23 protein-coding genes and 5 pseudogenes are annotated in these 22,370 nt (G+C 53.5%); 11 read left to right on the top strand and 17 right to left on the bottom strand.

Annotated features, from left to right (window positions below; genetic code table 11):
* Nucleotides 1–7: 7 nt before the first annotated feature.
* On the bottom strand, nucleotides 8–784 hold the full coding sequence (locus AD668_RS02340; RefSeq protein ID WP_053154080.1) for an SDR family NAD(P)-dependent oxidoreductase: 777 nt from the start codon (nucleotides 782–784) through the stop codon (nucleotides 8–10).
* Nucleotides 785–895: 111 nt separating this feature from the next.
* A pseudogene (locus AD668_RS28455) lies at nucleotides 896–1,150 on the bottom strand (LPXTG cell wall anchor domain-containing protein); the annotation flags it as partial.
* A 353-nt stretch (nucleotides 1,151–1,503) separates the two neighbouring features.
* On the opposite strand from AD668_RS28455, the gene AD668_RS02335 reads away from it, so the two are divergent.
* The gene (locus AD668_RS02335) at nucleotides 1,504–2,079 is read left to right on the top strand and encodes a LuxR C-terminal-related transcriptional regulator (RefSeq protein ID WP_053154077.1); all 576 of its coding nucleotides are present in this window, start codon (nucleotides 1,504–1,506) and stop codon (nucleotides 2,077–2,079) included.
* Nucleotides 2,080–2,328: 249 nt separating this feature from the next.
* Nucleotides 2,329–2,820 (top strand): annotated as a pseudogene (locus AD668_RS02330) (integrase core domain-containing protein); the annotation flags it as partial.
* A gap of 193 nt (nucleotides 2,821–3,013) precedes the next feature.
* Here the strand turns inward: AD668_RS02330 and AD668_RS28450 are convergent.
* From AD668_RS28450 to AD668_RS02315, 4 genes and pseudogenes are all read right to left on the bottom strand, one after another.
* Nucleotides 3,014–3,250 (bottom strand): annotated as a pseudogene (locus tag AD668_RS28450) (histone-like nucleoid-structuring protein, MvaT/MvaU family); the annotation flags it as partial.
* A 1-nt stretch (nucleotide 3,251) separates the two neighbouring features.
* A pseudogene (locus tag AD668_RS02325) lies at nucleotides 3,252–3,506 on the bottom strand (transposase); the annotation flags it as partial.
* 108 nt (nucleotides 3,507–3,614) lie between these two features.
* Entirely contained in the window at nucleotides 3,615–3,980 is a 366-nt protein-coding gene (locus tag AD668_RS02320) for a histone-like nucleoid-structuring protein, MvaT/MvaU family (RefSeq protein ID WP_053154072.1), read from the bottom strand.
* 132 nt (nucleotides 3,981–4,112) lie between these two features.
* On the bottom strand, nucleotides 4,113–4,361 hold the full coding sequence (locus AD668_RS02315) for a type II toxin-antitoxin system PrlF family antitoxin (protein WP_053154069.1): 249 nt from the start codon (nucleotides 4,359–4,361) through the stop codon (nucleotides 4,113–4,115).
* Here AD668_RS02315 and AD668_RS29810 point away from each other — a divergent pair.
* Entirely contained in the window at nucleotides 4,360–4,494 is a 135-nt protein-coding gene (locus AD668_RS29810; RefSeq protein ID WP_256220560.1) for a hypothetical protein, read from the top strand. The genes AD668_RS02315 and AD668_RS29810 overlap by 2 nt on opposite strands.
* A gap of 94 nt (nucleotides 4,495–4,588) precedes the next feature.
* Here AD668_RS29810 and AD668_RS02310 read toward each other — a convergent pair whose 3' ends face one another.
* Together AD668_RS02310 and AD668_RS02305 are read right to left on the bottom strand one after the other, a co-directional pair.
* Nucleotides 4,589–5,086, bottom strand: a complete 498-nt coding sequence (locus AD668_RS02310; RefSeq protein ID WP_053154065.1) for a 3'-5' exoribonuclease — start codon at nucleotides 5,084–5,086, stop codon at nucleotides 4,589–4,591.
* A 143-nt stretch (nucleotides 5,087–5,229) separates the two neighbouring features.
* On the bottom strand, nucleotides 5,230–5,529 hold the full coding sequence (locus AD668_RS02305; protein ID WP_053154061.1) for a hypothetical protein: 300 nt from the start codon (nucleotides 5,527–5,529) through the stop codon (nucleotides 5,230–5,232).
* Between the two features lie 233 nt (nucleotides 5,530–5,762).
* On the opposite strand from AD668_RS02305, the gene AD668_RS02300 reads away from it, so the two are divergent.
* Entirely contained in the window at nucleotides 5,763–6,062 is a 300-nt protein-coding gene (locus AD668_RS02300; protein ID WP_053154059.1) for a hypothetical protein, read from the top strand.
* Nucleotides 6,063–6,831: 769 nt separating this feature from the next.
* Here the strand turns inward: AD668_RS02300 and AD668_RS02290 are convergent.
* From AD668_RS02290 to AD668_RS02275, 5 genes are all read right to left on the bottom strand, one after another.
* Nucleotides 6,832–7,236 carry a hypothetical protein gene (locus AD668_RS02290; RefSeq protein ID WP_053154052.1) on the bottom strand — a complete coding sequence of 135 codons (405 nt, stop codon included), beginning with the start codon at nucleotides 7,234–7,236 and terminating at the stop codon, nucleotides 6,832–6,834.
* A gap of 108 nt (nucleotides 7,237–7,344) precedes the next feature.
* The gene (locus AD668_RS02285) at nucleotides 7,345–8,073 is read right to left on the bottom strand and encodes a metallophosphoesterase family protein (protein ID WP_053154049.1); all 729 of its coding nucleotides are present in this window, start codon (nucleotides 8,071–8,073) and stop codon (nucleotides 7,345–7,347) included.
* 106 nt (nucleotides 8,074–8,179) lie between these two features.
* Complete coding sequence (locus AD668_RS02280; protein WP_053154046.1) at nucleotides 8,180–8,602, bottom strand: hypothetical protein; 423 nt, start codon at nucleotides 8,600–8,602, stop codon at nucleotides 8,180–8,182.
* A gap of 42 nt (nucleotides 8,603–8,644) precedes the next feature.
* Nucleotides 8,645–8,764 carry a hypothetical protein gene (locus tag AD668_RS30250; RefSeq protein ID WP_371259748.1) on the bottom strand — a complete coding sequence of 40 codons (120 nt, stop codon included), beginning with the start codon at nucleotides 8,762–8,764 and terminating at the stop codon, nucleotides 8,645–8,647.
* Nucleotides 8,730–9,053 carry a hypothetical protein gene (locus AD668_RS02275; protein WP_256220559.1) on the bottom strand — a complete coding sequence of 108 codons (324 nt, stop codon included), beginning with the start codon at nucleotides 9,051–9,053 and terminating at the stop codon, nucleotides 8,730–8,732. Before AD668_RS02275 ends, AD668_RS30250 begins: the two co-directional genes overlap by 35 nt.
* 187 nt (nucleotides 9,054–9,240) lie before the next feature.
* Here AD668_RS02275 and AD668_RS02270 point away from each other — a divergent pair, with 187 nt between their 5' ends.
* Entirely contained in the window at nucleotides 9,241–9,708 is a 468-nt protein-coding gene (locus tag AD668_RS02270) for a helix-turn-helix transcriptional regulator (RefSeq protein ID WP_053154044.1), read from the top strand.
* A 112-nt stretch (nucleotides 9,709–9,820) separates the two neighbouring features.
* Here the strand turns inward: AD668_RS02270 and AD668_RS02265 are convergent, their stop codons facing one another.
* Complete coding sequence (locus AD668_RS02265) at nucleotides 9,821–10,741, bottom strand: DUF808 domain-containing protein (RefSeq protein ID WP_053154041.1); 921 nt, start codon at nucleotides 10,739–10,741, stop codon at nucleotides 9,821–9,823.
* Between the two features lie 529 nt (nucleotides 10,742–11,270).
* Here AD668_RS02265 and AD668_RS02260 point away from each other — a divergent pair.
* Nucleotides 11,271–13,187 (top strand): ATP-dependent endonuclease, encoded by a 1,917-nt coding sequence (locus AD668_RS02260; RefSeq protein WP_053154039.1) that lies wholly within the window; start codon nucleotides 11,271–11,273, stop codon nucleotides 13,185–13,187.
* The gene (locus tag AD668_RS02255) at nucleotides 13,184–14,860 is read left to right on the top strand and encodes a UvrD-helicase domain-containing protein (protein ID WP_053154037.1); all 1,677 of its coding nucleotides are present in this window, start codon (nucleotides 13,184–13,186) and stop codon (nucleotides 14,858–14,860) included. The genes AD668_RS02260 and AD668_RS02255 overlap by 4 nt, the downstream gene beginning before the upstream one ends.
* 266 nt (nucleotides 14,861–15,126) lie before the next feature.
* Here the strand turns inward: AD668_RS02255 and AD668_RS02250 are convergent.
* Nucleotides 15,127–15,450, bottom strand: a pseudogene (locus tag AD668_RS02250) (calcium:proton antiporter); the annotation flags it as partial.
* 306 nt (nucleotides 15,451–15,756) lie between these two features.
* Here AD668_RS02250 and AD668_RS02245 point away from each other — a divergent pair.
* The 3 genes from AD668_RS02245 to AD668_RS02235 all read left to right on the top strand — a co-directional run bounded on the left by AD668_RS02245 (nucleotide 15,757) and on the right by AD668_RS02235 (nucleotide 18,982).
* Nucleotides 15,757–16,839, top strand: a complete 1,083-nt coding sequence (locus AD668_RS02245) for a BMP family ABC transporter substrate-binding protein (RefSeq protein ID WP_053154034.1) — start codon at nucleotides 15,757–15,759, stop codon at nucleotides 16,837–16,839.
* A gap of 141 nt (nucleotides 16,840–16,980) precedes the next feature.
* The gene (locus tag AD668_RS02240; RefSeq protein ID WP_053154032.1) at nucleotides 16,981–17,946 is read left to right on the top strand and encodes a 2-oxoglutarate and iron-dependent oxygenase domain-containing protein; all 966 of its coding nucleotides are present in this window, start codon (nucleotides 16,981–16,983) and stop codon (nucleotides 17,944–17,946) included.
* An 82-nt stretch (nucleotides 17,947–18,028) separates the two neighbouring features.
* Entirely contained in the window at nucleotides 18,029–18,982 is a 954-nt protein-coding gene (locus AD668_RS02235; RefSeq protein WP_053154029.1) for an adenosine deaminase, read from the top strand.
* 67 nt (nucleotides 18,983–19,049) lie between these two features.
* On the opposite strand, the gene AD668_RS02230 is transcribed toward AD668_RS02235, so the two are convergent.
* Complete coding sequence (locus AD668_RS02230; protein WP_053154019.1) at nucleotides 19,050–19,784, bottom strand: helix-turn-helix transcriptional regulator; 735 nt, start codon at nucleotides 19,782–19,784, stop codon at nucleotides 19,050–19,052.
* 295 nt (nucleotides 19,785–20,079) lie between these two features.
* On the bottom strand, nucleotides 20,080–21,009 hold the full coding sequence (locus AD668_RS02225; RefSeq protein WP_053154016.1) for a LysR family transcriptional regulator: 930 nt from the start codon (nucleotides 21,007–21,009) through the stop codon (nucleotides 20,080–20,082).
* A 125-nt stretch (nucleotides 21,010–21,134) separates the two neighbouring features.
* Here AD668_RS02225 and AD668_RS02220 point away from each other — a divergent pair, with 125 nt between their 5' ends.
* Entirely contained in the window at nucleotides 21,135–22,148 is a 1,014-nt protein-coding gene (locus AD668_RS02220; protein WP_053154014.1) for a zinc-binding alcohol dehydrogenase family protein, read from the top strand.
* Nucleotides 22,149–22,370: the final 222 nt, after the last annotated feature.

Below are 22,370 nucleotides of genomic sequence, written 5' to 3'. Positions count from 1 at the left end.
TAGCTAGTTAATTCAACTTTCCCGTCTTGCTTACACCGCTAGCGAGATACCCACCATCAACCGGCAAATATGCGCCATTGATATATGCTGCACCATCAGACAGCAGAAAAAGAATTGTCGCTGTCATGTCATCAAGTACCCCTAGGCGACGTGCTGGGATCATTGAGGTGTACGCTTCAATTGTCTCGGGCGTATAACTCGCCTCAGTTAATGGAGTGAGAACTGGGCCTGGGGCGATAGCGTTTGCTGTAATACCATGAGGGCCTAGCTCCATTGAAAGCTGTTTAGTAAGCCCGACCATGGCTGCTTTAGAAGTGCCATAAGCGGTACGCCCAATCCCAGCACGTACGGCGCTCACCGACGCAACGTTGACTATACGACCGTACCCCGCCTTTATCATGCTTTTGCCGGCACGCTGTGAGCACAGAAAAGTACCCGTGACGTTCACAGCCATCACCTTGTTGAACAGCTCAAGCGGATAGTCGATAAACGCGTGAATTCCCAGAATGCCAGCGCTGTTGACTAGCAGGTGGGTGGTGCCTCCATACCATTCCTCAGCAGTTTTGAACGCAGAATCCACGGAATTTGCGTCCGACACATCAATCGATACAGCAATGGCGTTACCACCTTGATTCAAAATAAAGTTTGCGACTTTAGATGCGTTCTCTAGGTTCAGATCAGCCACTACTACTTGAGCACCTTTGGCCCCCAACGCAACCGCAGCAGCCTCGCCTATACCCGAACCACCACCGGTTACAAAGGCAGTTTTGTTGTCAAAAGTCATACTGCACACCTCAGGCTATGTTTTTAATTATTTTAACGCACCAATCATCGCTGATTCATACACCAACTATTAGCTAAATTATCGCTGAATCTGACGACCAATAGTATTGCTCTACCTATTATCTAGAGCGACAATCCGGGAAAAGCTCGAGCACGCCACAAAATCATCTTTGCGCATTATTAACAAGGCCACAATCGAGATCAATCCGGTACCCACATAGAAATACCAGGGCGATGATATATCTCCAGTTATTTCAATTAACCAAGTAGAGACAAATGGAGCACTACCGCCAAGTAAGGCCACCGAAAGATTATATGCTACCGCAATACCAGCAGAACGAATACGCGCAAGAAGAAGTTCACTCATTGTTGTAGCTCTCGATCTTTTTTCGGCTTGCTTTTAATCAGTAACTGGCAGCCTCTTACAGGACGTGTCAGATGCTCAACTATCAATCCATCGAAGTATTTTCGACAACGATTGACCAAAGCGACTTGTATGACGATGACAACACACCCCGGTTTATCTGTGATACGTGATCTAGGACTGCATGTGCCGAGATCTCATGCTCCGCTATGACATTTCCGTAGCGTCGTTCGGTAACGAGTACCTAGATTGCCGCAATGCCGAGAGCTTTCGCTATTCGTGCAACTACGTACAGGGATTGGTAACCTAGAGGTCGTTGATTCTCCTACCACCACTTACTTTCAGGGTTGAGAACGATGACTGACCCAACGCGCCGACAGCTACAAGACCTCGAGCGTCTGGCCTTCCAGGTCTCTCCTGCACCGCAGGTGATTACGGGAGATAGGTGCATACTAGAGCTCAATGATGCGTTCCTGGCCCTATTTGGATTCAAGCGCGAGGAGTTGCTCGGCGAGCTTCTACTGAAGCTTTACCCGTCTAAGGCGGACTTTAAGATCATCGGTGATCGCAGCCTGAATTGGTTACGGCATGCCCAGAATGGTGCGTACTCGGACGAACGCTTCATGCAGCACCAGAGCGGTGAGGTTTTTTGGGCGAGGGCTAAGGGGTACACGTTGACGCCAGAAGATCCTTTTCATCTCATGGTTTGGCATTTTGAGCGGATTGACCAAGCTGTTCGTCCGACCGTCAACCTCACGCCCCGAGAGCGGGAGATTGCCGTTCATATCGTCAATGGGCTCACATGCAAAGAAATCGGGCGTAAATTCGATATTTCACATCGTACTGTAGAGGTACACCGTGGGCGGCTTATGAAAAAGCTGAAGGCAAAAAATAGCGCTGAACTTGTTTCAAAAATTATTGTTTTGAAATAAATATCATGTCTTTTGATGCACTCGCGATGTCAGCGTAACTCTAGCCGCTCAAGTTTAAATCTCTCTTCAAACACAATTTAAATCTGACTTGCTCGCATGCGTTACGTTGCCGTAGATAACGCAGCATTGGCTTGTGGACGCTGGCTCGGCTGTATCGGCAGCCCGTAGTGCGACACGGCTCAGAACCGGGTTGGATCCCGAGCAACGTCGGTTCCGGTACTCAGTTTCCTTTTGCAGCGCGTCGGTACGTGTGATCGCGAAGCCATCGGCTGGGTCGCGAGCCCGACCGGCTACAGCGGCGATGATATCCGCGACTTGATGCTGGAAAGCGTGGAGAAGCGCTTTGCTGATCAACTGCCCGCTACGCCGGTGCAATGGCTAAGCGACAACGGCTCGGCGTACACCGCCGAATAGACACGCCCGTTTGCTCGACAGATCGGTTTGCAGCCAGTTACCACACCGGTGCGCAGCCCGCAGAGCAACGGCATGGCCGAGAGCTTCGTGAAGACGATCAAGCGGGATTATGTGGCGCACATGCCCAAGCCGGATCGAGAAACGGCGCTGCGTAACCTGGCAATTGCCTTTGAGCATTACAACGAGCAGCATCCGCACAGCGCTTTGAACTATCGCTCACCGAGGGAGTTCAGGCGCTTGGCAGCTGCATCATTTAACGGGGAGTTGGTGTCCGGTTTTGTAGGGGTAAGTCCATCTAATGAGACCAGACAGCGCGCAGAGCAGTAGTTTCGGTATCTTTAAAGATTGTTATGGTCGAACCTGACTGGGAACTTCACCTTGATCGCAGAGAGGCAGACAAAGGAGTGAGACGCCGAGCCAAGTAGCTTTATCTCAAACCGCCCCTTAAGAAATTCGAACATATCCGTATCTCATAAAAAAAGGGCCCCGCAGGGCCCCGATTGTTTGTACTCAAACAGTCTTACTGAGTGCGCCACGACTCAACAACGTCCGCGCCGAACTCGTTTTTCCATTCTTTCAATTGGCGATGGTTGCCGCCCTTGGTCTCTATCAGCTCACCTGAGTTCGGGTTCTTGTAGATCTTAACGTCACGAGGCTTGCGAGTTCCTACCTTGGACTCTGCAGCGGCAGGAGCACTGCGAGTCGAAGCTTGTGGGTCAAGGATGGCGATGATGTTACGCAAGCTGTAGCCGTACTCACTCGGCTTCGAGCCGCCGCGATGAGCGGATCCGCTGAAAGTAGCCGTAGAGGTAGAGTTTAAGCTGATCGGCAGGATCATAAGAGGGGCGACCTGTACTTTTGGGCAGCGCTTTATCAAAGCCCAGTTGCACCAGATCCAACTTGGCGACGTACAGGTCAATAACCCGAACGAGATGATCCTCGGGGATCAGTTCTTCCAGCGAGACCGGAAACAGACTGGCCTGGCTGCGGGACTCACCTTGGATGTAAGCCATAACGAAAAATGCTCCGTATCTTTCGATACGGAGCATTTTCTTTGAGCGCCGCGCAGATTGCTAGGTTTTCACACAGTCTGTTTAAGGGCCCTTTGTATTCAAACCAAGTCACTTGGTCAGCCAGGACTCGACCTTGTCTGAGCCATATTTCGCCTTCCACTCTTTCAAAATTTTATGGTTGCCGCCCTTGGTTTCCACGACTTCGCCGGATTCAGGGTTTTTGTAGACTTTAACCTCGCGAGGCTTGCGGGCTCCAGATTGCGCGTGGGCAGCTGGGGCACGACGACCGGCTTGCGGATCGAGCAGGTTGATAATGTCTTTCAAGCTGTAGCCATACTTGGCCAGCAAGGCGCGAAGCTTGGTTTCAAATTCGATTTCCTGCTTCAGGCCAGCATCACCTTTGAGAGCTTCGAGGGCTTGAAGCTGTTCGGCGAGGTGTTTTTCAAGCTGGCGAAATTCAGCGAGTTTGGACATGTTGGATCTCTGCGTAGTGAGTTGACTAACAATACACCAAAACCTGCAGCTCAATTAAAGGTCAGTGGTTTTGATGAAATGAAAACGTCGCTGCAACCCCTTTTAGAAACATGCGAGCCTAGGTTCGCCGGTTCATTCGTCTTCCGCTGAGAGCGGTGAATTGAGGTCAACATCTACCTGACCTACTAGGGAAAAGATGCGAGCGACCAGACGCGTATCTATGGGTTGAATGAGCTCCGGATGCGCGTTTATGTCAGCCGCCAGAAGCTCGAGCGTTCGGTATACGCAAAGATGAGCGTCCATCGGTTCAATAAGCTCCAGCGCGGTCTCGCTTTCAACGCGGTTCGCAGACGTGAAGTTGGGGATAAAGGGGTCATTCATGACCAAACCTTATCTGCAGTCCGACCTTACGGCAACAGCAGGAGGTTCCGTCTGCTTTGATGACGGCGTGTTGCTCCTATCCCTTTTTGATGCGAAAAATTATGGCTCAGCAATAATTATTGCTGAGCCATAATTTGGAATAATCCAGTTTTTCCGCGTCACCACCGATGGCCGAGTCACCAGCAGTACACCGTCCAAAGCTGATCGGCCTACATCGTAATGCGCCTCTATAGTGACAGCACAAGCCGGGAGGCCAAGGTCTTGAAAAGCTCTGCGAGCATTCGCGCGTCGAGCAATGCATGGTGGGGCGGATCAGACAGCTCTACCTGTTCAAGAGCTTCCGCATCTACTTTATTAAAAAGGATCGCCAGGTTAGTTGGTTGATTCATAACCTGGACTGGCCAGGGTTGATGACCTGCACAGACGAGATCACAGAAAAATCGCCAGTCCCAATACGGCGCATCTGAGCACACCTCAAGCTCCTCGGCGAAGCTCCCTAGAAATCCTCGAAGAGAGACTTGAGCTTCGACAAACGACTGACCATACCGCAAAGGATCGAGATGCGGTGAAACGTTCTGGATGACAAAGTCACTGCAATCGTCAATCGAATAGGTATCCGTCAACTCAACGTAAAACTCTTCGGCTGACTCTGATACCAGCGCTAGAGATATCAGCTTTGAGTCCTGATTGAGTTGAGTAAATTCGCAATCTAGGAATATCTTCAACGACCTAGTCCTTTTCAACGATTGTTAGCGTGGGCTGTCATTGGCGCCCATGCTCGTCTCCCTACCTAGGGTACCGATGGATTTGCGAGCCAAGCCGGCTGAGTAAGATGAGGCGCTGCATTTGTGATTGGACGTGAGGGCTTTCAGTCGTCTCCCCAGGGATCGAATTTGTCCCCATACCTAGCGTATAAGGCGCGATTGCGCTCGATCCGCCTTATCCATGGATCGTAGCCCTTGGGCAACGCAGCGAGCTTCGCGCTGATGATCATTTGCACGGCTTCATCACGCAGCAACCTTCTAGTCAGCTCGCGGTATTCACCACGCGTAACCACACCATAAATGCCGTGATTGTCTTTTACATAGAGATCGGTCATTCCTACTCGCATATGGCCATATTTTTCTACGTCATCGGGGTAGATGTCCTCTAGGCTGAGGTATCCCATATCGGACTCCGGGCTAGGAACGTACTCACTGAATAGCACTGCCTGTACGCTCCGCAATGTTCGAAGGTGCCACCGATAGCGTGCACCATTATTGAAATCGTCCCTTCGCGCCAGCGCCTACAAAGACCATCCAACAACATAAAGCAGGACTACCTATGAGCCAGCCAGCAGCAAGCGGTTAAGTGTGCGCATGATAACCTCGACTCCAGACATCACCGTTCTGAGTACCCACCTTGAGCACTGCCACCGCATCCAACGATTTCAACACATTGATCAATGCACCAAAATTTTCGGACGACCCAGTTGGTCGGCGTCAAATGAAGCGCTGGCAGCTCATCGCTGATGACATCTTCAAAAGCACATCCAAAGAGGCGTTGCTTGAAGCCAGGGGCAAAGCCGAAGGCTATATCCACGGTCTTGTGGACGCTGGGCATTTGTCGACGAGAGACACTGATCGCGACTATCTCGTTTTGAGTATCGTCCAACGGCGGCGTGAGTTTTTGCAAAAGCTACTGAACGAGTACGGTTACTGAGCCAAGGCGAGATGTGAATCCGTCCGACGTAAAAAGAACTTCGTACGATAGAGTCAGTTTGGAGCGCTCCGCAGAGGTAACTCGGAGCGCCGCTGATTAAAACTTTAAAAGGGATAGCAGGCGATTTCAAAGGTCTGACGGGGCGCGAGCGATGAGCCTGTCTCGAATCGACTCCCATTCCTCCATGGAAATGAGCACCGCAGTCCTGCGAGCTCCATCAACGAAAACTGGTTTGCGGGTCGTGATCACCTGGTCGAGCAATTCGTCAAAGTGAGCTATTGCCCGAGTGACTGACCATCGTTCACCTGCCATTTCCGGCCCCTATCCCGAGTTAGTAAAGACTGGCTCTCCCACCATCATTTAGAGAGGGTTGGCAGACTGAAGGAGATTTAGAAAGCTAGCTCTCCCGAGGTCGCGCCTGAAGCTAGCGATGACGTAATTACCAGCTTGAGTCTCGAGCAACCAAAACCGGCCTTCTTTTCTCGCTGACTGAATTTTACCTGTGAGGAGAATGGAACCATCCGCTCTGTGGTAAGCATCGTCATGCTTCGAATGGTCAAAGGACACCCCGAAGCATGTGTCATCTGCGATCATCGCGTCGCTGATAAAAGCTGTGATGGGTACGCTGTATTTTCGAAGACTGGCTCTCACCAAGCGCCTCATTTGAAAGTCGCTTACATCCTTACTATGAAACTCCAGTTCGATTACTTCAGCCATCCGGCCAATGCTCCAAGAAAATGACTCAATATGTATGCGCAACGGTCATTGCTTAACCGGCCCTCATTGAAAAAGCGGCACCAATGCTAGCCTCTTTGCTCAGTCCTGGCCCAAGCAGGAGATAGACAGTATTTTTGGTTTCAAACATGCAGCCTTCAGTGAAAGACACGCCGAAATTACTGCGCACCCACATCGAAGGCTGGAAGCGATTTTGACTGTCGAGGACAATTTCGTGGGCGAAAAGCGTCGCGGGAAGTAGACCAAGCCCGGTGAGTTTTTCCTTCTCAGCAGGTGTCACAGTAAGGTCGATCAGGATCCACTGCTTAACAACACAGAATGCTTTGCCTGGAAACGTCTTTGCTGCCAAGGCAATTAGCTCGTCCTGGGCTCCTTGCCAGCCAGCCACCTCTTCGCCGGCGCCGTAAAGGAGCTGGGAAATCTCTTCTAACGTAACCATATGAGTTTCTCGATCGATGTAGGTTTAGATCGCACAAATGGAATTCATCCCAGCGCTAGAACGTAGGGAAAAATCAGATTGCTGACGTTTATCGCTTAATGACGCACATCAAATCTCGACTAAAAAATCCTGATCGAAACCGGTGTCTTCACTCGGGTATCCGCGAGGATTTGACACAACTCTGCATCCTCCTTTAACGAAATCCGCAGCGATGTGGGTATGTCCATAAATCCACAGATCGGCATTCTCCAGAAGCTCCGGCCAGTTGTTTGCGTACGCAGCAACGAGGTGTTCTGGAAAATCCCCACTTACGTATTCCGACGTAGGGGCATGGTGCGTGACGACAACAGTTTTACCAGCGAAGGGCTTGTCCAGTTCTCCAGTAAGCCAGGTGTACGCCGCCTGTGATTTAGCGATCAAGTCATCAGGACGCAAACGTCGGAAATTTTCATCGGTTCTGATCACGGTGAAATCGTTCATCCAATCCCACGCAATACGTTTCGCGGCAACGACATCTCCAGTTGACGAATAATCTGTCCAGGCAGTCGTGACCAAAAACCTAGTTTGGTTGAGGATCAAGGCCTGGTTTTCGAGGACGTGAACATGTGGCGCTGCGGCGTCCCTCATTTTTTGAAGCGTGCGATCAATGTGGCCGCCGTAGTACTCATGGTTTCCGCAAACGTAGATCACCGGGCACTGGAATGTGTCGTTCGCCCAAACCACGCCGCGCGATTTGATATCAATATCGCCAGCGAGAATGACTACGTCCGCGTGGCTTGGGGCTGGATCGAATGGAGCGAAGCCGAGGTGCAGATCTGAGTAAATCTGAATTTTCATAGCAGACGACCACTTTCGTTTTAGTTGTACATTGCATACAGCTGTGGCGGGCGGCCTCCGACCATGGCGCGCCTTGCCAGGAGAGGCTGCGATTTACGTACTCGGATTAAAAAATCACTCGAAGCCCTTTGAGAGAGTGAGGGTCAACAAGACAGCCTGGGGCATCCGTATAAGCCTTTTCGTCGCCAATGTTATGAAGGCAAACACGAGCACCACTAGAGTCATATCCGACCAGCAACCCCGAAAGCCCCTCCATAATCCATTTGCCGGCTTTGTTCATCCACCCAGGCGTGACGACCTGAATTTCCGTAACGACAAACTCGCTGGTTTGTTTGGAAAGTATTTCTTCGAGCATATCGACGTCACTAATCATCATGGTGCTTGACCATACCGTGCCCTCCAAGCGCTCCTGAAGGACGACGTGATACCAAGGATGAGCCAAGTGGCGTTCAAACATCCGCCAGTTCGAATACCCATCCCCAAAAATATTAGGAGTGCCCTCGGCAACAGTTTCATGACTTCTAAACATTTCACATTCCCGTGGATCTACAGGCCGCTGTTGCAGCTGACATCACTGATAAAGAGACAGTATCGCGGCGAGGCTGGCTGACTTTTCGTCGCCGTCTCCCACCAAAACGTACACCGTGTTTTTGGTTTCAAAGAGAAATCCATCTTGAAATGAAATGGCCATGGTGCTGCGCACCCAGATTCCGTAATCGAAACGCCCCCCGGCTGTCTAAGATGACTTTTTCGGCGAAAACAAAGAGCGGCAAGTGGCCATGAACGTGGATTTTGGTGAGATCCGCATCGCTAGCTATCGCGCGTACGATCGTCCACTGCTGGACGATGCAAAAGCCTTTGTCGGGGAAGCGGGTCTGCGCGATATGAATTAGCGCTTCTTGGCTTTCTTCAGATCCAGAGCGTGGCTCTCCAGTGGTGGAGAGGAGCTCGCTGGCTGCTTGGATTTTTTCGAATTCCATGCTTCATTCCCGTCAATACATGTCATATGTTTAAACGCATCACCGTAGGAAAGCCCACGGAAGCAACGCCACCTCGGGCATTCCCTTCTCATGACTGACGACGCCAATCGACCCTTAACGAGGATTATATGACGTGTTATGGGTCGACGCAATGTGGCTTTATCCTCTGTTTTGTAGAGGATCATAAATGTCTCTCAGCGAAGCATTTGCGGTCGTTATCCAGGCCTTGAGGCAGCAATCAGGAATGTCCCAAGACGACCTATCTTTACTTGATCGCTCTTATCTAAGTCGCGTGGAGCGCGGTAAGGGGAACGTCTCGATTGAAATGCTCTTGAAAATTTCAACAATGCTGGACGCTGAACCCACTGTTCTAATGCTCCTAACAACTTCTTTGCTTTCTGAGGAGGCGACAGATGTGGCATTGGAGCGGCTCTCAAGGAAGCTAGAGACGCTGAAAGAGACTGGAGTGATCGAGCTGATCTCTAGCGGTGGTAGGCCACGCCAACATGGACGACCTTCCAACCTCGCTGCGAGGGAAAGACTAAAACTTGCTCCACAGCTGAAGCAAAAAGGCCTATCTAATTCAGAGATAGCTCGAGAATTGGACGTTTCTAAGTCCACGGTACAACGGTATCTAGCCAAGGCTCCTCATTAACGGTAAACGCTAAAATAACCGAAGTGATGGCTTCTAGAGGTCAGCTGACTACTATCCTCGAATTTCTGCTGAAAGAGGGCGGGAGCGAGTGCGCCAATTTAGCTCAGGCGGACTACGTTGATGCATTACCTGAGATAGTGGTGATGCCTTTGACGATAAGTACGGCAGTCATTCCTACAAGCGCACCGACTAGGCAGTGAATTCCCAGAGAGGCAACTGGCTCCCAAGCACCTGCACTTTCGACTAGCCCTTCAGCAAAATGCTGCATCGGCCCGATGCCTTCTGTAATGAACGCTCCCCCAACCAGGAACATTGCCACAGTCCCGATCCAAGACAATGCTTTCATAAGCTTCGGTGCAGCCGATAATAGCCATCCCCCTACAGTTCTGACCACCGAACCCCATGCACCTGCTGCTTCGGATTTAAGGAGAATCAGACCTGCATCATCCATACGTACGATCCCCGCGACCAGGCCGTAAACCCCCACGGTCATGACCACCGCAATAAGCGCTAGCGTCAAAATCTGCTGGAGTATCGGGGCATCAGTAACGATATTCAGGGTGATAACGATGATCTCGGCGCTCAAAATAAAGTCTGTGCGTACCGCCCCAGCTATCTTCCGCTTTTCATAAGCCGCGAGCTCTTCTGGTGTCTTGGGCTTCGGTTTTCTTGGTTGGCCTGTACCATCGCCTCGACTACCCGTGAGCTTGTCCTTGATAGCCTCAAATCCCTCATAACAAAGATATGCTCCCCCAATCATGAGCAGCCAGTGAACCGCCGCAGGCAACAGTGCGTTCAACACCAAGGCACAAGGCACCAGGATTGCTTTGTTTCTCAACGACCCCTTGAATACAGCCCATACCACCGGCAGCTCTCGGTCAGCTTTCATGCCGGTAACCTGCTCAGCATTCACGGCCAGGTCATCGCTCAGGACGCTAGCCGATTTCTTTGCAGCGACCTTGCTCATGAGAGAGATGTCGTCCAGCAGCGTGGCGATGTCATCCAATAGTGCGAACAAGCTGCTGCCGGCCATCTAAGGCTCCTTCCGTTGTTAATTCTGTTTCCCGACACCATAGGCATGCCGACACCAACGCCCCGAATACCGTCCCTCCGTATGCTTGGGATTACCCTGTCGTCATGGGGCAACGGAAAGCACCTTTCTAGACAATTGACACACCTTGCCGTTCATCAATGGATAAAGTGAATATTCCCGTCCTTGAATGCTTCGCGATTTAAGTCACTTCATTCGCCGCGTCTAAAAATTTGATCCGGTGGTTCCTGTGAAATAAAAGCTCACCAGCGGGGTGACTAGATCATCCAGATGCCTGACAACGACCACCACTGCGCAGGGCGACTCCATGAAGCCTCGATCCCTAAACGGGCCGCAATATGAGGTTTGAAGACTGCCCCCAAATATTCGTTATTGAATGCTGGCCTACTACCATCCTTAAGATCAAACCGCCTATTCTACGTAACCGAGATCCGAGCCGTTCGGCTACCGGCGACGCGAACCAAGTCAGAAGACGCGGGGCGTACACATCCTGGACGATGGGCGGTGAGCAATGAAGCTGCAGAGTATTCGGCTATGTAATTTTCAGTCCTTCGGCAATGGGCCTACGGTAATCACATTCGAGGATGTCACCTACCTTATCGGCCCCAATGGCTCCGGAAAGACAGCAGTCCTGCAAGCGCTCTGCAGGTTGTTTGCCTTTGATCCAAGCCTGCGTCGGATCAAGCGATCTGACTTCCATGTGCCTGCTGATGAGGATTTGGTACCTGAGGAACGCAGTCTGTGGCTGGAAGCGGATTTCGAATTCCCAGAGCTTCTGGAGGATGAAGACAACTCTACCGTGGCCCCGCACTTCGCTCATATGCGATTGGATACAGCCGACGGCATCCCGCGTGTTAGATATCGATTGAGCGCAACCATGGGGATTGATGGGGACATTGAAGAGAATTTAGTGTATGTCCTTGATGTTGATAAAGACGCCAACCCACTGTCGACCGCAGTAGTCACTCGGGCGCATCGCAATACCATTCAAATGCATTACCTCCCCGCCAGACGAGACCCTGCCGACCACATAACCTACGGCGCTAATGCCCTGCTCGGACGCTTGTTACGAGCCGTCAATTGGGCGGATGACCGCGAGCGGATCAAAGGACTCACTGACGAAATCAGCGAATGCTTGTCAGGAAACCAATCGGTAAGTGCATTCAGTGAAAGCCTGAACGTGATGTGGAAGCGACTTCACAGGGGCACCTTTTTCACCGACCCCAAGCTCACTTTCGTTACCTCCGAAATTGAGTCTCTTCTCAGACACATGTCAGTGTCGTTCTCACCAGGGCACGACGAAAACCTAGTCGACTTCTCTCGCCTCAGTGATGGACAGAAGTCGATGCTTTACCTATCACTGGTGTTGTCCTCTCACGCCATCGGGCGTGCAGTCCTTACCGGTAAGGACGTTTCTTTCGACGCTGAAAAACTGAAGCCGCCGTCATTTACGCTAATCGCAGTGGAGGAGCCAGAAAACAGCCTTTCACCTCATTACCTCGGGCGCATCGTGAACGCCCTCAATAGCTCAATTGGAGGGGCTGACTCCCAGGCAATCATTGCGACCCATGCCCCGTCCATGCTCCGCCGCGTGGATCCCGAGAACATCCGCTATCTACGCCTGGCCGCGAGCCGTTCAACCAAGGTCACCTGCATAGCCCTGCCTGACAAGGAAGATGAGGCTCATAAATTTGTCCGAGAGGCTGTGCAGGCTTTTCCTGAAGTTTATTTCTCCAGGCTGGTTGTACTGGGCGAAGGCGACAGTGAGGAGATAGTCCTTCCAAGAATACTTCAAGCGAAAGGCGCGCCTGTTGATGAGTCAGCAGTGACTATCGCTCCACTGGGGGGGCGCCACGTCAATCATTTCTGGCGGCTGCTGGCTGCATTAGAAACGCCGTATGTGACCCTATTGGATCTCGACGTCGCACGACATCAAGGTGGCTGGGGCCGCATCCGCAATGTCAACAATCAGTTAGCCAAGTTTTCTCCAGAGAAGATACTTCCTGATGATTGGAAGATTGTTAAGTGGAACGAAGAGCCTCCTATCCGAACACATCATACTTTCGAAGACGCGAGTTTGTTTCTCGAATTGGAGAAGCGCAACGTCTTCTTCTCTGAGCCGATGGATTTAGATTTCGCAATGATTAGCGCCTATCCAGACGCGTATTCTGTTGAGCAAAGTGATCCTGACGAGACAACACTCAAGGCGGTTCTCGGGAAAAGCCACCATAACCCTGCACAGTACACCGCAGCAGAGCAGCGGTTGTTTGGCACTTACCATTCCAAGTTTAAATTAGGTAGTAAGCCGGCAGCACACATCTCCGCTCTTGCAAAGCTGACTGATGAAGACCTGCTAAAGAGTCTTCCTCCTTCGCTTGACCGCTTGGCAGACGCAATCATTGCAGCGCTGGAGGACATTCCAGAATGATTAGCGAGGACTCATGGAAAGTCGCCGATGGATTAACCCTGGAAACAAATGCACTTCTTGCTGTGAAGGAACTCGGAAAGTCGCTCGCGCTCACCGCCGGCCCTGGCGCTGGTAAAACCGAGGTTCTGGCACAGCGTGCGGACTTTTTGCTACGCACCGGAAACTGTCGATATCCCAAGCGAATACTCGCGATATCTTTCAAGGTCGATGCCAGTAAAAATCTCAAGGAGCGGATTCGTCGCAGATGTGGCCTTGACCTGGCTGCGCGCTTCGACAGCTACACGTTTCATGGCTTCGCCAAGCGCATTATCGACAGGTTTAGACCGGTACTTACAGGCAAGGATTCTCTAGAGCCCAACTACTCTGTAGGCACCGAACAAATCCCAGGAAAGCAGATTAAGTTCGCGCAGCTTATACCACTCGCCACGAAAATTTTGAGCGACTCAAAGACTGCGAGGAATGCGATTTGTCAGACTTATGCCGATGTATTCCTCGATGAATTTCAGGACTGCACCACTGAGCAGTACACACTTCTAAAGCTCGTATTCATGAATAAGCCGATTCGTCTAACTGCAGTCGGTGACACCAAACAGAAGATCATGGGGTGGGCAGGGGCTCTGGATGGCATATTCGTAGAGTACGCAAAGGACTTCGGCGCTAGGCCACTCAATCTGTATCGTAACTTCCGATCCAAGCCTCGCCTGTTGCGTATGCAGAACGAAATCATCCGAACGCTTGATCCTGCTGCTGTTATGGCCGACGACCTGATAATCGGGAACGACGGCGAACTCTTCGCCCGAAACTACGACACCAGTCACAGTGAAGCGGTCGCACTGGCCAAGCTTATCAAACAGTGGATAGATGAAGAGGAAATCCCCCTACATGAAATAGCGATTCTGTTTCCAAGGCAGATTGACCTATATGGCACCCCTCTCATGCAAGAGTTGGCAGCTAGGGGAATTCCCTATCGCAACGAGCATGAGTCTCAGGACTTGGTTAATGAGCCCGCCGCTCGCCTCATAATTGACTATTTGTCATGCCTGTATCGCGAGCGAGAGCCAAAGGCGTGGATTAGTTTGATGGAGCAACTGGTTTCGTTTAATGATGAAGAAGGCGAATCAGAGCTTCAGAGAAGCTTCGAGCGGCTCTATCTTGCTCATCTCAAGGAGGTGAAAAAGTGCTCCCGATCTGACACGCCTTACAACGGGTGGTGGGATTTAACCATGACGTTCCTAAAGAACGTCGGCCTACCTGTGCTGGCCACCCTTTCTTCTGACTACGAAGCAAAAGCCAGATTGAACGAGGTTATCAAGAACACAAGACAGCAGATTGAAAAATTGCTCGAGCAAGAACCGGATTTGCTCAAAGCACTTGATCTGTTCTCCAACGATCAAGCAGTTCGATTTCTGACGATTCATAAAAGTAAGGGATTGGAATTCCACTCTGTAATCATGATCGGTGTAGAAACACAGACATTTTGGGGCAAAGCCCAAGAGGAGCGTTGCGGCTTCTTTGTAGGTGTTTCACGCGCCAAGGAGCGGTTGATGATCACGACATGCGACTTACGCCATCGACCGGCCTCAAACCCTCAAAGGTGGAATGAGCATCGCACTCCTCATGTAGAGTTCGTCACCTACATAACTCCATTTCTTTCCGCTCAGCCAAACGCCTAACAGATAGCCGTGTGTCGCTGATGTTGTATGAGCTCAGGGCAAGGATGCTCCCTACACAGCAAGTTATCCATAGACCTCAAGCAGAGTCGCAGACACTGGCCGAGGAAAATTTCCGGGCTTCCGGGATATGCCATAGATCGGGGTGTGTCAGGAAGGTCAAGGCAAGAGCACTCCCAATCAAAAGCAGGCTTTAACTGCTTTAAAGACAGAAGCAAGAGCGTGTCAAAGCCTAAGGGCTTTGACACCAAGGCGGTGTCTGTCTAGAAAATCACGGCCGAGTAAATCGTGTCACGCACCAGCGTGGCCGACGCTTCATTGCTCATCATGATCGCCAGGATCACCACTTCCACCAGCACGGCGGCCAGGGTCAGGATCATCGTGCCGTAGGGATCGCCGACTTTCTCCGCCAGCAGTTCAGCCTGATGGGCCACGCGCATGGAGGCCGCGACGATGAACGCGATCAGCACCAGCCCGGCGGTCAATGCAACAGCCTGACCGCTGTGGAGCATCCAGTGCTCCAGCGGATAGGCCACCACGGCGGCAATCAGGGCCAGCAGCAGAAAGGTTTCTTGCTTGAGAACAGAGAGCATGTCGGGCCTTTTGCCGTGGAGTAACGGATAAGTGACTGACTGCGCGGTGGAGCTAACGTTTCGTTAAACCTTAGCGCACCAGTGGATGGCAGCTGCGCCAGGCGTTGCACTTTTATCGGTCTCAGAGGACCTATCACGAGCAGGCTCGCGCCTATAAGGATCGCGGCGTTTTTGTGGGAGCGGGCTTGCCCGCGAAGGCCGCGCCTCGGTCCAAAGCCTTTTGTTGTCTTGTTGGTCAGCATTTTGCATTGGCCTTGTCAGGCCCAAGCGCCCAGCCAACCACACAACAAAATGGAGTTTCAATTCATGCACAAACGTCCGTTGAAGAAGCTGCTTTGCGCCGTTGCGGCGGCCATCGGTCTGAGCGCCAGTCTGACCGCGAATGCGGCCGACCCGCTGAAAGTCGGCTTCGTCTATATCGGCCCGATCGGTGACCACGGCTGGACGTATCAGCATGAACAGGGGCGCAAGGAACTGGTTGAAAAATTCGGCGACCAGATCACCACCAACTATGTGGAAAACGTCGCCGAAGGGGCCGATGCCGAGCGGGTGATCCGCAACATGGCCAAGGACAAGTACGACCTGATCTTCACCACGTCCTTCGGCTACATGAACCCGACACTGAAGGTCGCCAAACAATTTCCCAAAGTGACCTTCGAACACGCCACCGGCTACAAGCAGGACAAAAATCTGGGCACCTACCTGGCGCGTACCTATGAAGGTCGCTACGTCGGCGGTTTCCTTGCGGCGAAGATGACCAAGACCAAAAAGGTCGGCTACGTCGCCTCGTTCCCGATTCCGGAAGTGATCCGCGACATCAACGCCATCCAACTGGCTCTGAACAAATACAACCCTGGCACCGAAATCAAAGTCGTGTGGGTCAACTCCTGGTTCGATCCGGGCAAGGAAGCCGACGCAGCCAACGCGCTGATTGATCAGGGCGTGGACGTGGTGTTCCAGCACACCGACAGCCCGGCGCCGATCCAGGCAGCCGAGCGTCGCGGTGTGTACGCCGTGGGCTACGCTTCGGACATGGCGCACTTCGGGCCCAAAGCGGTGCTGACCTCCATCGTCAACGACTGGGGTCCACACTACATCCAGGCGACCCAAAGTCTGATCGACCATACCTGGAAACCCCAGGATTACTGGGGTGGCTTGAAAGAAGGCACGGTTGAACTGCCGATCAGCGATCTGGTGCCGGCTGCGGTAAAAACCGAAGCCGAGCAGATCATCGCTGACATCAAGAGCGGTGCCCTGCATCCGTTTACCGGACCGATCAAGGATCAGGCCGGCGTCGAGAAAATACCGGCAGGCGTGAGCGCGACCAATGCGCAGCTGGCGTCGATGAATTACTACGTGGAAGGCATGAAGGCCGAGATGCCGAAGTAAATTTTGCTCCCCACACAAACCCTGTGCGAGCTAGCCTGCTAGCGATGACGGTGTATCAGGCGACTTTTTTGTTGAATGACACACCGCTATCGCCAGCAGGCTGGCTCCCACAGTTGATATTCAGCGTATTCAGGATTGTGTATGAACAGCCTTCCCGTCATCGATATCAGCCCGCTCTACAGCAATGACCAAAACGCCTGGCAAGCCGTCGCCGCACACATCGACCGTGCCTGCCGCGATTGGGGATTTTTCTACATCAAGGGGCATCCCATCAGCGCCGAGCGCATCAATGCACTGCTAGACCATGCCAAACACTTCTTCGCCCAACCTTGCGCTGAAAAGCTCAAGATCGATATCACCCAGACGCGCCATCATCGTGGCTACGGCGCCATCGCCACCGAACAACTCGATCCGAGCAAGCCGAGCGACTTGAAAGAAACCTTCGACATGGGTCTTCACTTGCCGCTCGAACATCCCGATGTGCTGGCAGAAAAACCCTTGCGCGGTCCCAACCGTCATCCGTCACTGCCCGGTTGGGAAGCGCTGATGGAGCAGCACTACGTCGACATGCAGGCCTTGGCGCAAACATTGTTGCGGGCAATGACTCTGGCGCTCGGCATCGAACGGGATTTTTTCGATTCGCGCTTCAGCGAGCCGGTCAGCGTCCTGCGCATGATCCACTACCCGCCGCGCCATGCCGCCAGTTCCGATGAGCAACAAGGCGCCGGCGCCCACACCGATTACGGCTGCATCACCCTGCTCTACCAGGATGCCGCCGGTGGCCTGCAAGTACGCAACGTCAAAGGTGAATGGATCGACGCGCCGCCGATCGAAGGTACGTTCGTGGTCAACCTCGGCGACATGATGGCGCGTTGGAGCAATGACCGTTACCTGTCGACGCCGCACCGGGTGATCAGCCCGCTCGGTGTGGACCGCTATTCGATGCCCTTCTTTGCCGAGCCACACCCCGACACTCGGATCGAATGTCTGCCCGGTTGTCAGGATGAGCGGCATCCGGCGAAATATCCGACCACCACTTGCGCCGAATTCCTGCTCTCGCGTTTCGCTGATACCTACGCCTATCGACGGGAACAGGAAGCCGTGTAATGAACCGGCTGGTCAGGTTTTACCAAATGTCGCCGCTAGCCTCTGTAGAATGGCGACCATTGCACCTGATGAGAAAAGAATTATGTACGACTGGCTGAACGCCCTGCCCAAGGCAGAACTGCACCTGCACCTGGAAGGCTCGCTGGAGCCCGAGTTGCTATTTGCCCTGGCCGAACGCAACAAGATCGCCCTGCCGTGGAGCGATGTCGACACCTTGCGCAAGGCCTACGCCTTCAACAATCTTCAAGAGTTCCTCGACCTCTATTACCGAGGGGCCGACGTGCTGCGCACCTCCCAGGATTTCTACGACCTGACCTGGGCCTACCTGCTGCGCTGCAAACAGCAGAACGTTGTTCACACCGAGCCGTTCTTCGATCCGCAGACCCACACCGACCGTGGCATTCCATTCGAAGTGGTGCTCAATGGCATCGCCGCCGCGCTCAAGGATGGCGAACAGCAACTGGGCATCACCAGCGGCTTGATCCTGAGCTTCTTGCGTCACTTGAGTGAAGAACAAGCGCAGAAAACCCTGGACCAGGCCCTGCCGTTCCGCGATGCGTTTGTAGCGGTTGGCCTGGACAGCTCTGAAATGGGCCACCCACCGAGCAAGTTCCAGCGCGTATTCGATCGTGCACGTGGTGAAGGTTTCCTGACCGTTGCCCACGCCGGCGAAGAAGGCCCGCCCGAGTACATCTGGGAAGCCCTGGACCTGCTGAAAATCCAGCGAATCGACCATGGTGTTCGCGCCATCGAAGACGAGCGCCTGATGCAGCGGATCATCGACGAGCAGATTCCGCTGACCGTGTGCCCGTTGTCGAACACCAAACTCTGCGTGTTCGATCACATGTCGCAGCACAACATCCTCGACATGCTCGAGCGTGGCGTAAAGGTGACCGTGAATTCAGATGATCCAGCGTACTTCGGCGGCTACGTCACCGAGAACTTCCATGCACTGCATACCCATTTGGGCATGACACAGGACCAGGCAAAACGCTTGGCGCAGAACAGCCTGGACGCACGGTTGGTAAAACCGTAAGCCTGCGCGCATTACATTTTGTAGAGCCTGGCTTGCCGGTGAACGCCTTCGCCAGCAAGCCAGGCGCCTACAGCGCCATTTCCAGTTCGCCTTGTGTGGCGAGCCGATGGATTTCCCGCTGTCCGATGGCGGTGACCTGCAAGGCCCGTGAGTCGTTCGGTAGCGTCAACCAGCCGGACTGCATGAACAGCTGCAATAACGCAGCCCCCAATGATCCCCCCAGGTGCGGACGTCTTTCACTCCAGTCAGGACAGGCACACGCAGCCCTGCCGTTGTGATGCGCCAGTGCCTGAATGTAGACACCGCGTGCTGCCAATTCGGTGGAGCCCTTGAGGGTGATCGTCACACGCCTTTCGAACTGCTCGATCCAGCCGGCATCCAGCAAACGCTGATACAGATCAGCAGCCAGCGTCCCGCCCAAGTGGTTGTCGCAAAGCCGCGCGCTCAACAATGACGAACGCACCACCTGAGGTTTGGCCAGCGGAGCGGCGCGCTTGAAAATCTGCGGAATGTCCTGGGGCGTGCTGGCCAGCGTCGCACTGGCCAGTGCTTCGATCGCCGCACCGACCTCCGGAGCCGAGAGGCGGAAAAAACGCTTGCGCCCTCGGATTTCAACTTTCAACAGACCTCCGGCGGACAAACGCCCCAGGTGTGCACTGGCCGAAGACGGTGAGAGGCCGGCCAACAAGGCCAGGTCTTCGGTTTGCCGCGCCGAGCCATCCATCAAAGCCCACATCATTGCGCTGCGCTTTGGGTCAGCCAGCAATGTGGCGATCTGGCTGATGCAAGGTGCATGTTCCATGTATTCACTCCCTGTTGAATCGTTTCGTCCACTGTCCAGAGACCCCTTGAACAGTAATGTGTCGTAGGCCAATCCGAGGAAACCGCCTTTACCCGGGCAAAGTCTTCGCGCACCTGAGCCATCAACGGGCAGCGACTGCAGAGGTCAGGCTCGGGGTATGCGAGGCCTCGTCATTGCGATCGACGCTGCATACCTGAGGCGAGCGCTAGTATAGGCGGGTTAACCTCCGGTTCCTGCCCTTCGCAAACCAAGGGTGCTGATAGTTCCTGAAGGAAATTTCGCTATTTTCCTGCGACTAATCGTCGATAGCCGTCAACCCCGGAAAATGAACGCTCAAGCGGCTGCATCGACTGGCCAGCATTTCTCGCAACAAGTTCACCGGCTTACTCAATTGTGCGCGATGGGCGCACAACAGATTCAGTGGTGCACGCTCACAAAGCAATTCGGGCAGCAGCACTGTCAAGCGACCGGCAAGGACATCACCGGCCACATCCAGCCAGGATTTGTAAGCGATACCGGCACCGGCCACGGCCCACAGCCGCACGACATCGGCGTCGTCGCTGAAACGATCACCGCTGACGGTCAGGCCGACCTCTCGCTTGCCGTCGTGAAAACGCCAATGGTCGTGAACGCGACTGCCCAGCATGTACAACAGGCAATTGTGCTGCGCCAACTGCTCCAGATGCCGCGGCTCGCCATGCCGGGCCAGGTACTCCGGCGCCGCGCACAGCACGCGACGGTTCTGCGGGGCGATTGGCAGGGCTACCAGGCTGGAGTCTTCCGGCTCGCCATAGCGCAGGGCAATATCCACAGGCTGGCGAAACAAATCAGCGATACGGTCACCCAGCAACAAGCGCACGGTAAGTTTCGGATGCTCGCGCTGAAACTCGTCCAGCCAGGGCAACAGCAAATTGCGCCCGAAGTCCGACGGCGCCGATAACTGCAAGGCGCCACTGACCTGATCCTGACCGCTGGCCAACAGACGCCGGCCTTCGTCAAGATTGCTCAACGCTGCCCGGGCGTATTCAAGAAAGCCTTCACCTTCGGCGGTCAGGCGCAGGCTGCGGGTCGAGCGGGCGAGCAACCGGGCACCGAGTTGCTGCTCAATTCGCTTCAATGCTGCACTGGCCACCGCCGGCGACATGTCCATGCCCCTTGCGGCAGCAGACAGACTGCCCAGGTCCGCCGCACGGACAAACAACTGCAAGTCATCGAAACGTAGCATCCAGAATACCGATTATCAAAAAAGCATTGAAAGAGACTGCTGTTTTAGCCGGTTTTATCTCCAGGAAAAATAGCTAATCATCTGCGCCATCGAATCTCTTCTTTATTAATGCTCAGGAACTGACCATGAAAGCCATTGCCTACTACGCCTCATTACCGATCAGCGACGAAAAAGCCCTGCAAGACATCGAGCTGCCGGAACCGGTCGCCGGCACTCGCGACCTGCTGGTGGAAGTCAAAGCCATTTCCGTAAACCCGGTGGACACCAAGGTTCGCCAGAACGTCCAGCCTGAAAACGGTGCCGCCAAGGTGCTGGGCTGGGACGTGGCCGGCGTGGTCAAGTCCGTCGGTAGCGAAGTCACGTTGTTCAAGGCCGGCGACAAGGTGTTCTACGCCGGTTCCATCGCTCGCGCTGGCGGCAACAGCGAACTGCACGTGGTGGATGAACGCATTGTTGGGCATATGCCGAAAACCCTCGGCTTCGCCGAAGCCGCCGCGCTGCCGTTGACCGCCATTACCGCCTGGGAACTGCTGTTCGAACGCCTGCAAGTGCGCGAAGGAGAAACCGACGAAGGCCAGCGTTTGCTGATCGTCGGTGCCGCAGGCGGCGTGGGTTCGATTCTGGTGCAACTGGCCAAACAACTCACCGGTCTGACCGTCATCGGCAGCGCTTCGCGACCGCAAACCCAGAGCTGGGTGAAAGCACTTGGCGCCGATCTGGTCATCGATCACAACCTGCCCTTGAGCGAAGCACTCAAACAGGCCGGCATTGATCAGGTGACCCACGTTGCCAGCCTGACCCAGACCGACCAGCACCTGGATCAACTGGTCGAGGCATTGGCGCCCCAAGGCAAACTGGCGCTGATCGATGATCCCAAGTCGCTGGACGTGACCAAGCTCAAACGCAAGAGCCTGTCGTTGCACTGGGAGTTCATGTACACCCGCTCGCTGTTTGAAACCGACGACATGATCGAGCAGCACAAACTGCTTAACCGAGTCGCCCAGTTGATTGACGCCGGTACACTGAAAACCACGGTCGGGGAACACTTCGGCACGATCAATGCCACGAACCTGCGCCGAGCCCATGCGCTGCTGGAAAGCGGAAAATCCAAGGGCAAGATTGTGCTGGAAGGGTTCTGAAGCGCTGAAGAAATCGGTCGCGATTTTCATCACTCGCTACGTTTACGCCGTGTGCGACCGGGATGCTCCGGTCGCACGCGGCTGCGATTCATACGGCCGAAAAAGAGTGTTTTTTTTCGTTACAAACCGTCAGTCCGACAGTTGATCCTTGTCACATTGGTGCTCGTATTCAGGACTACAATCGAATCTCCTGCGAGGCAGTCTTTTGCGTGAACGTCTTTT

It is taken from the genome of Pseudomonas sp. P1.8 (assembly GCF_001269805.1).
In the GTDB taxonomy this organism is placed as follows: Bacteria; Pseudomonadota; Gammaproteobacteria; order Pseudomonadales; family Pseudomonadaceae; genus Aquipseudomonas.
Note: the sequence above shows the minus strand (reverse complement) of the source record. Positions and strands in the feature narration are given on the sequence as shown.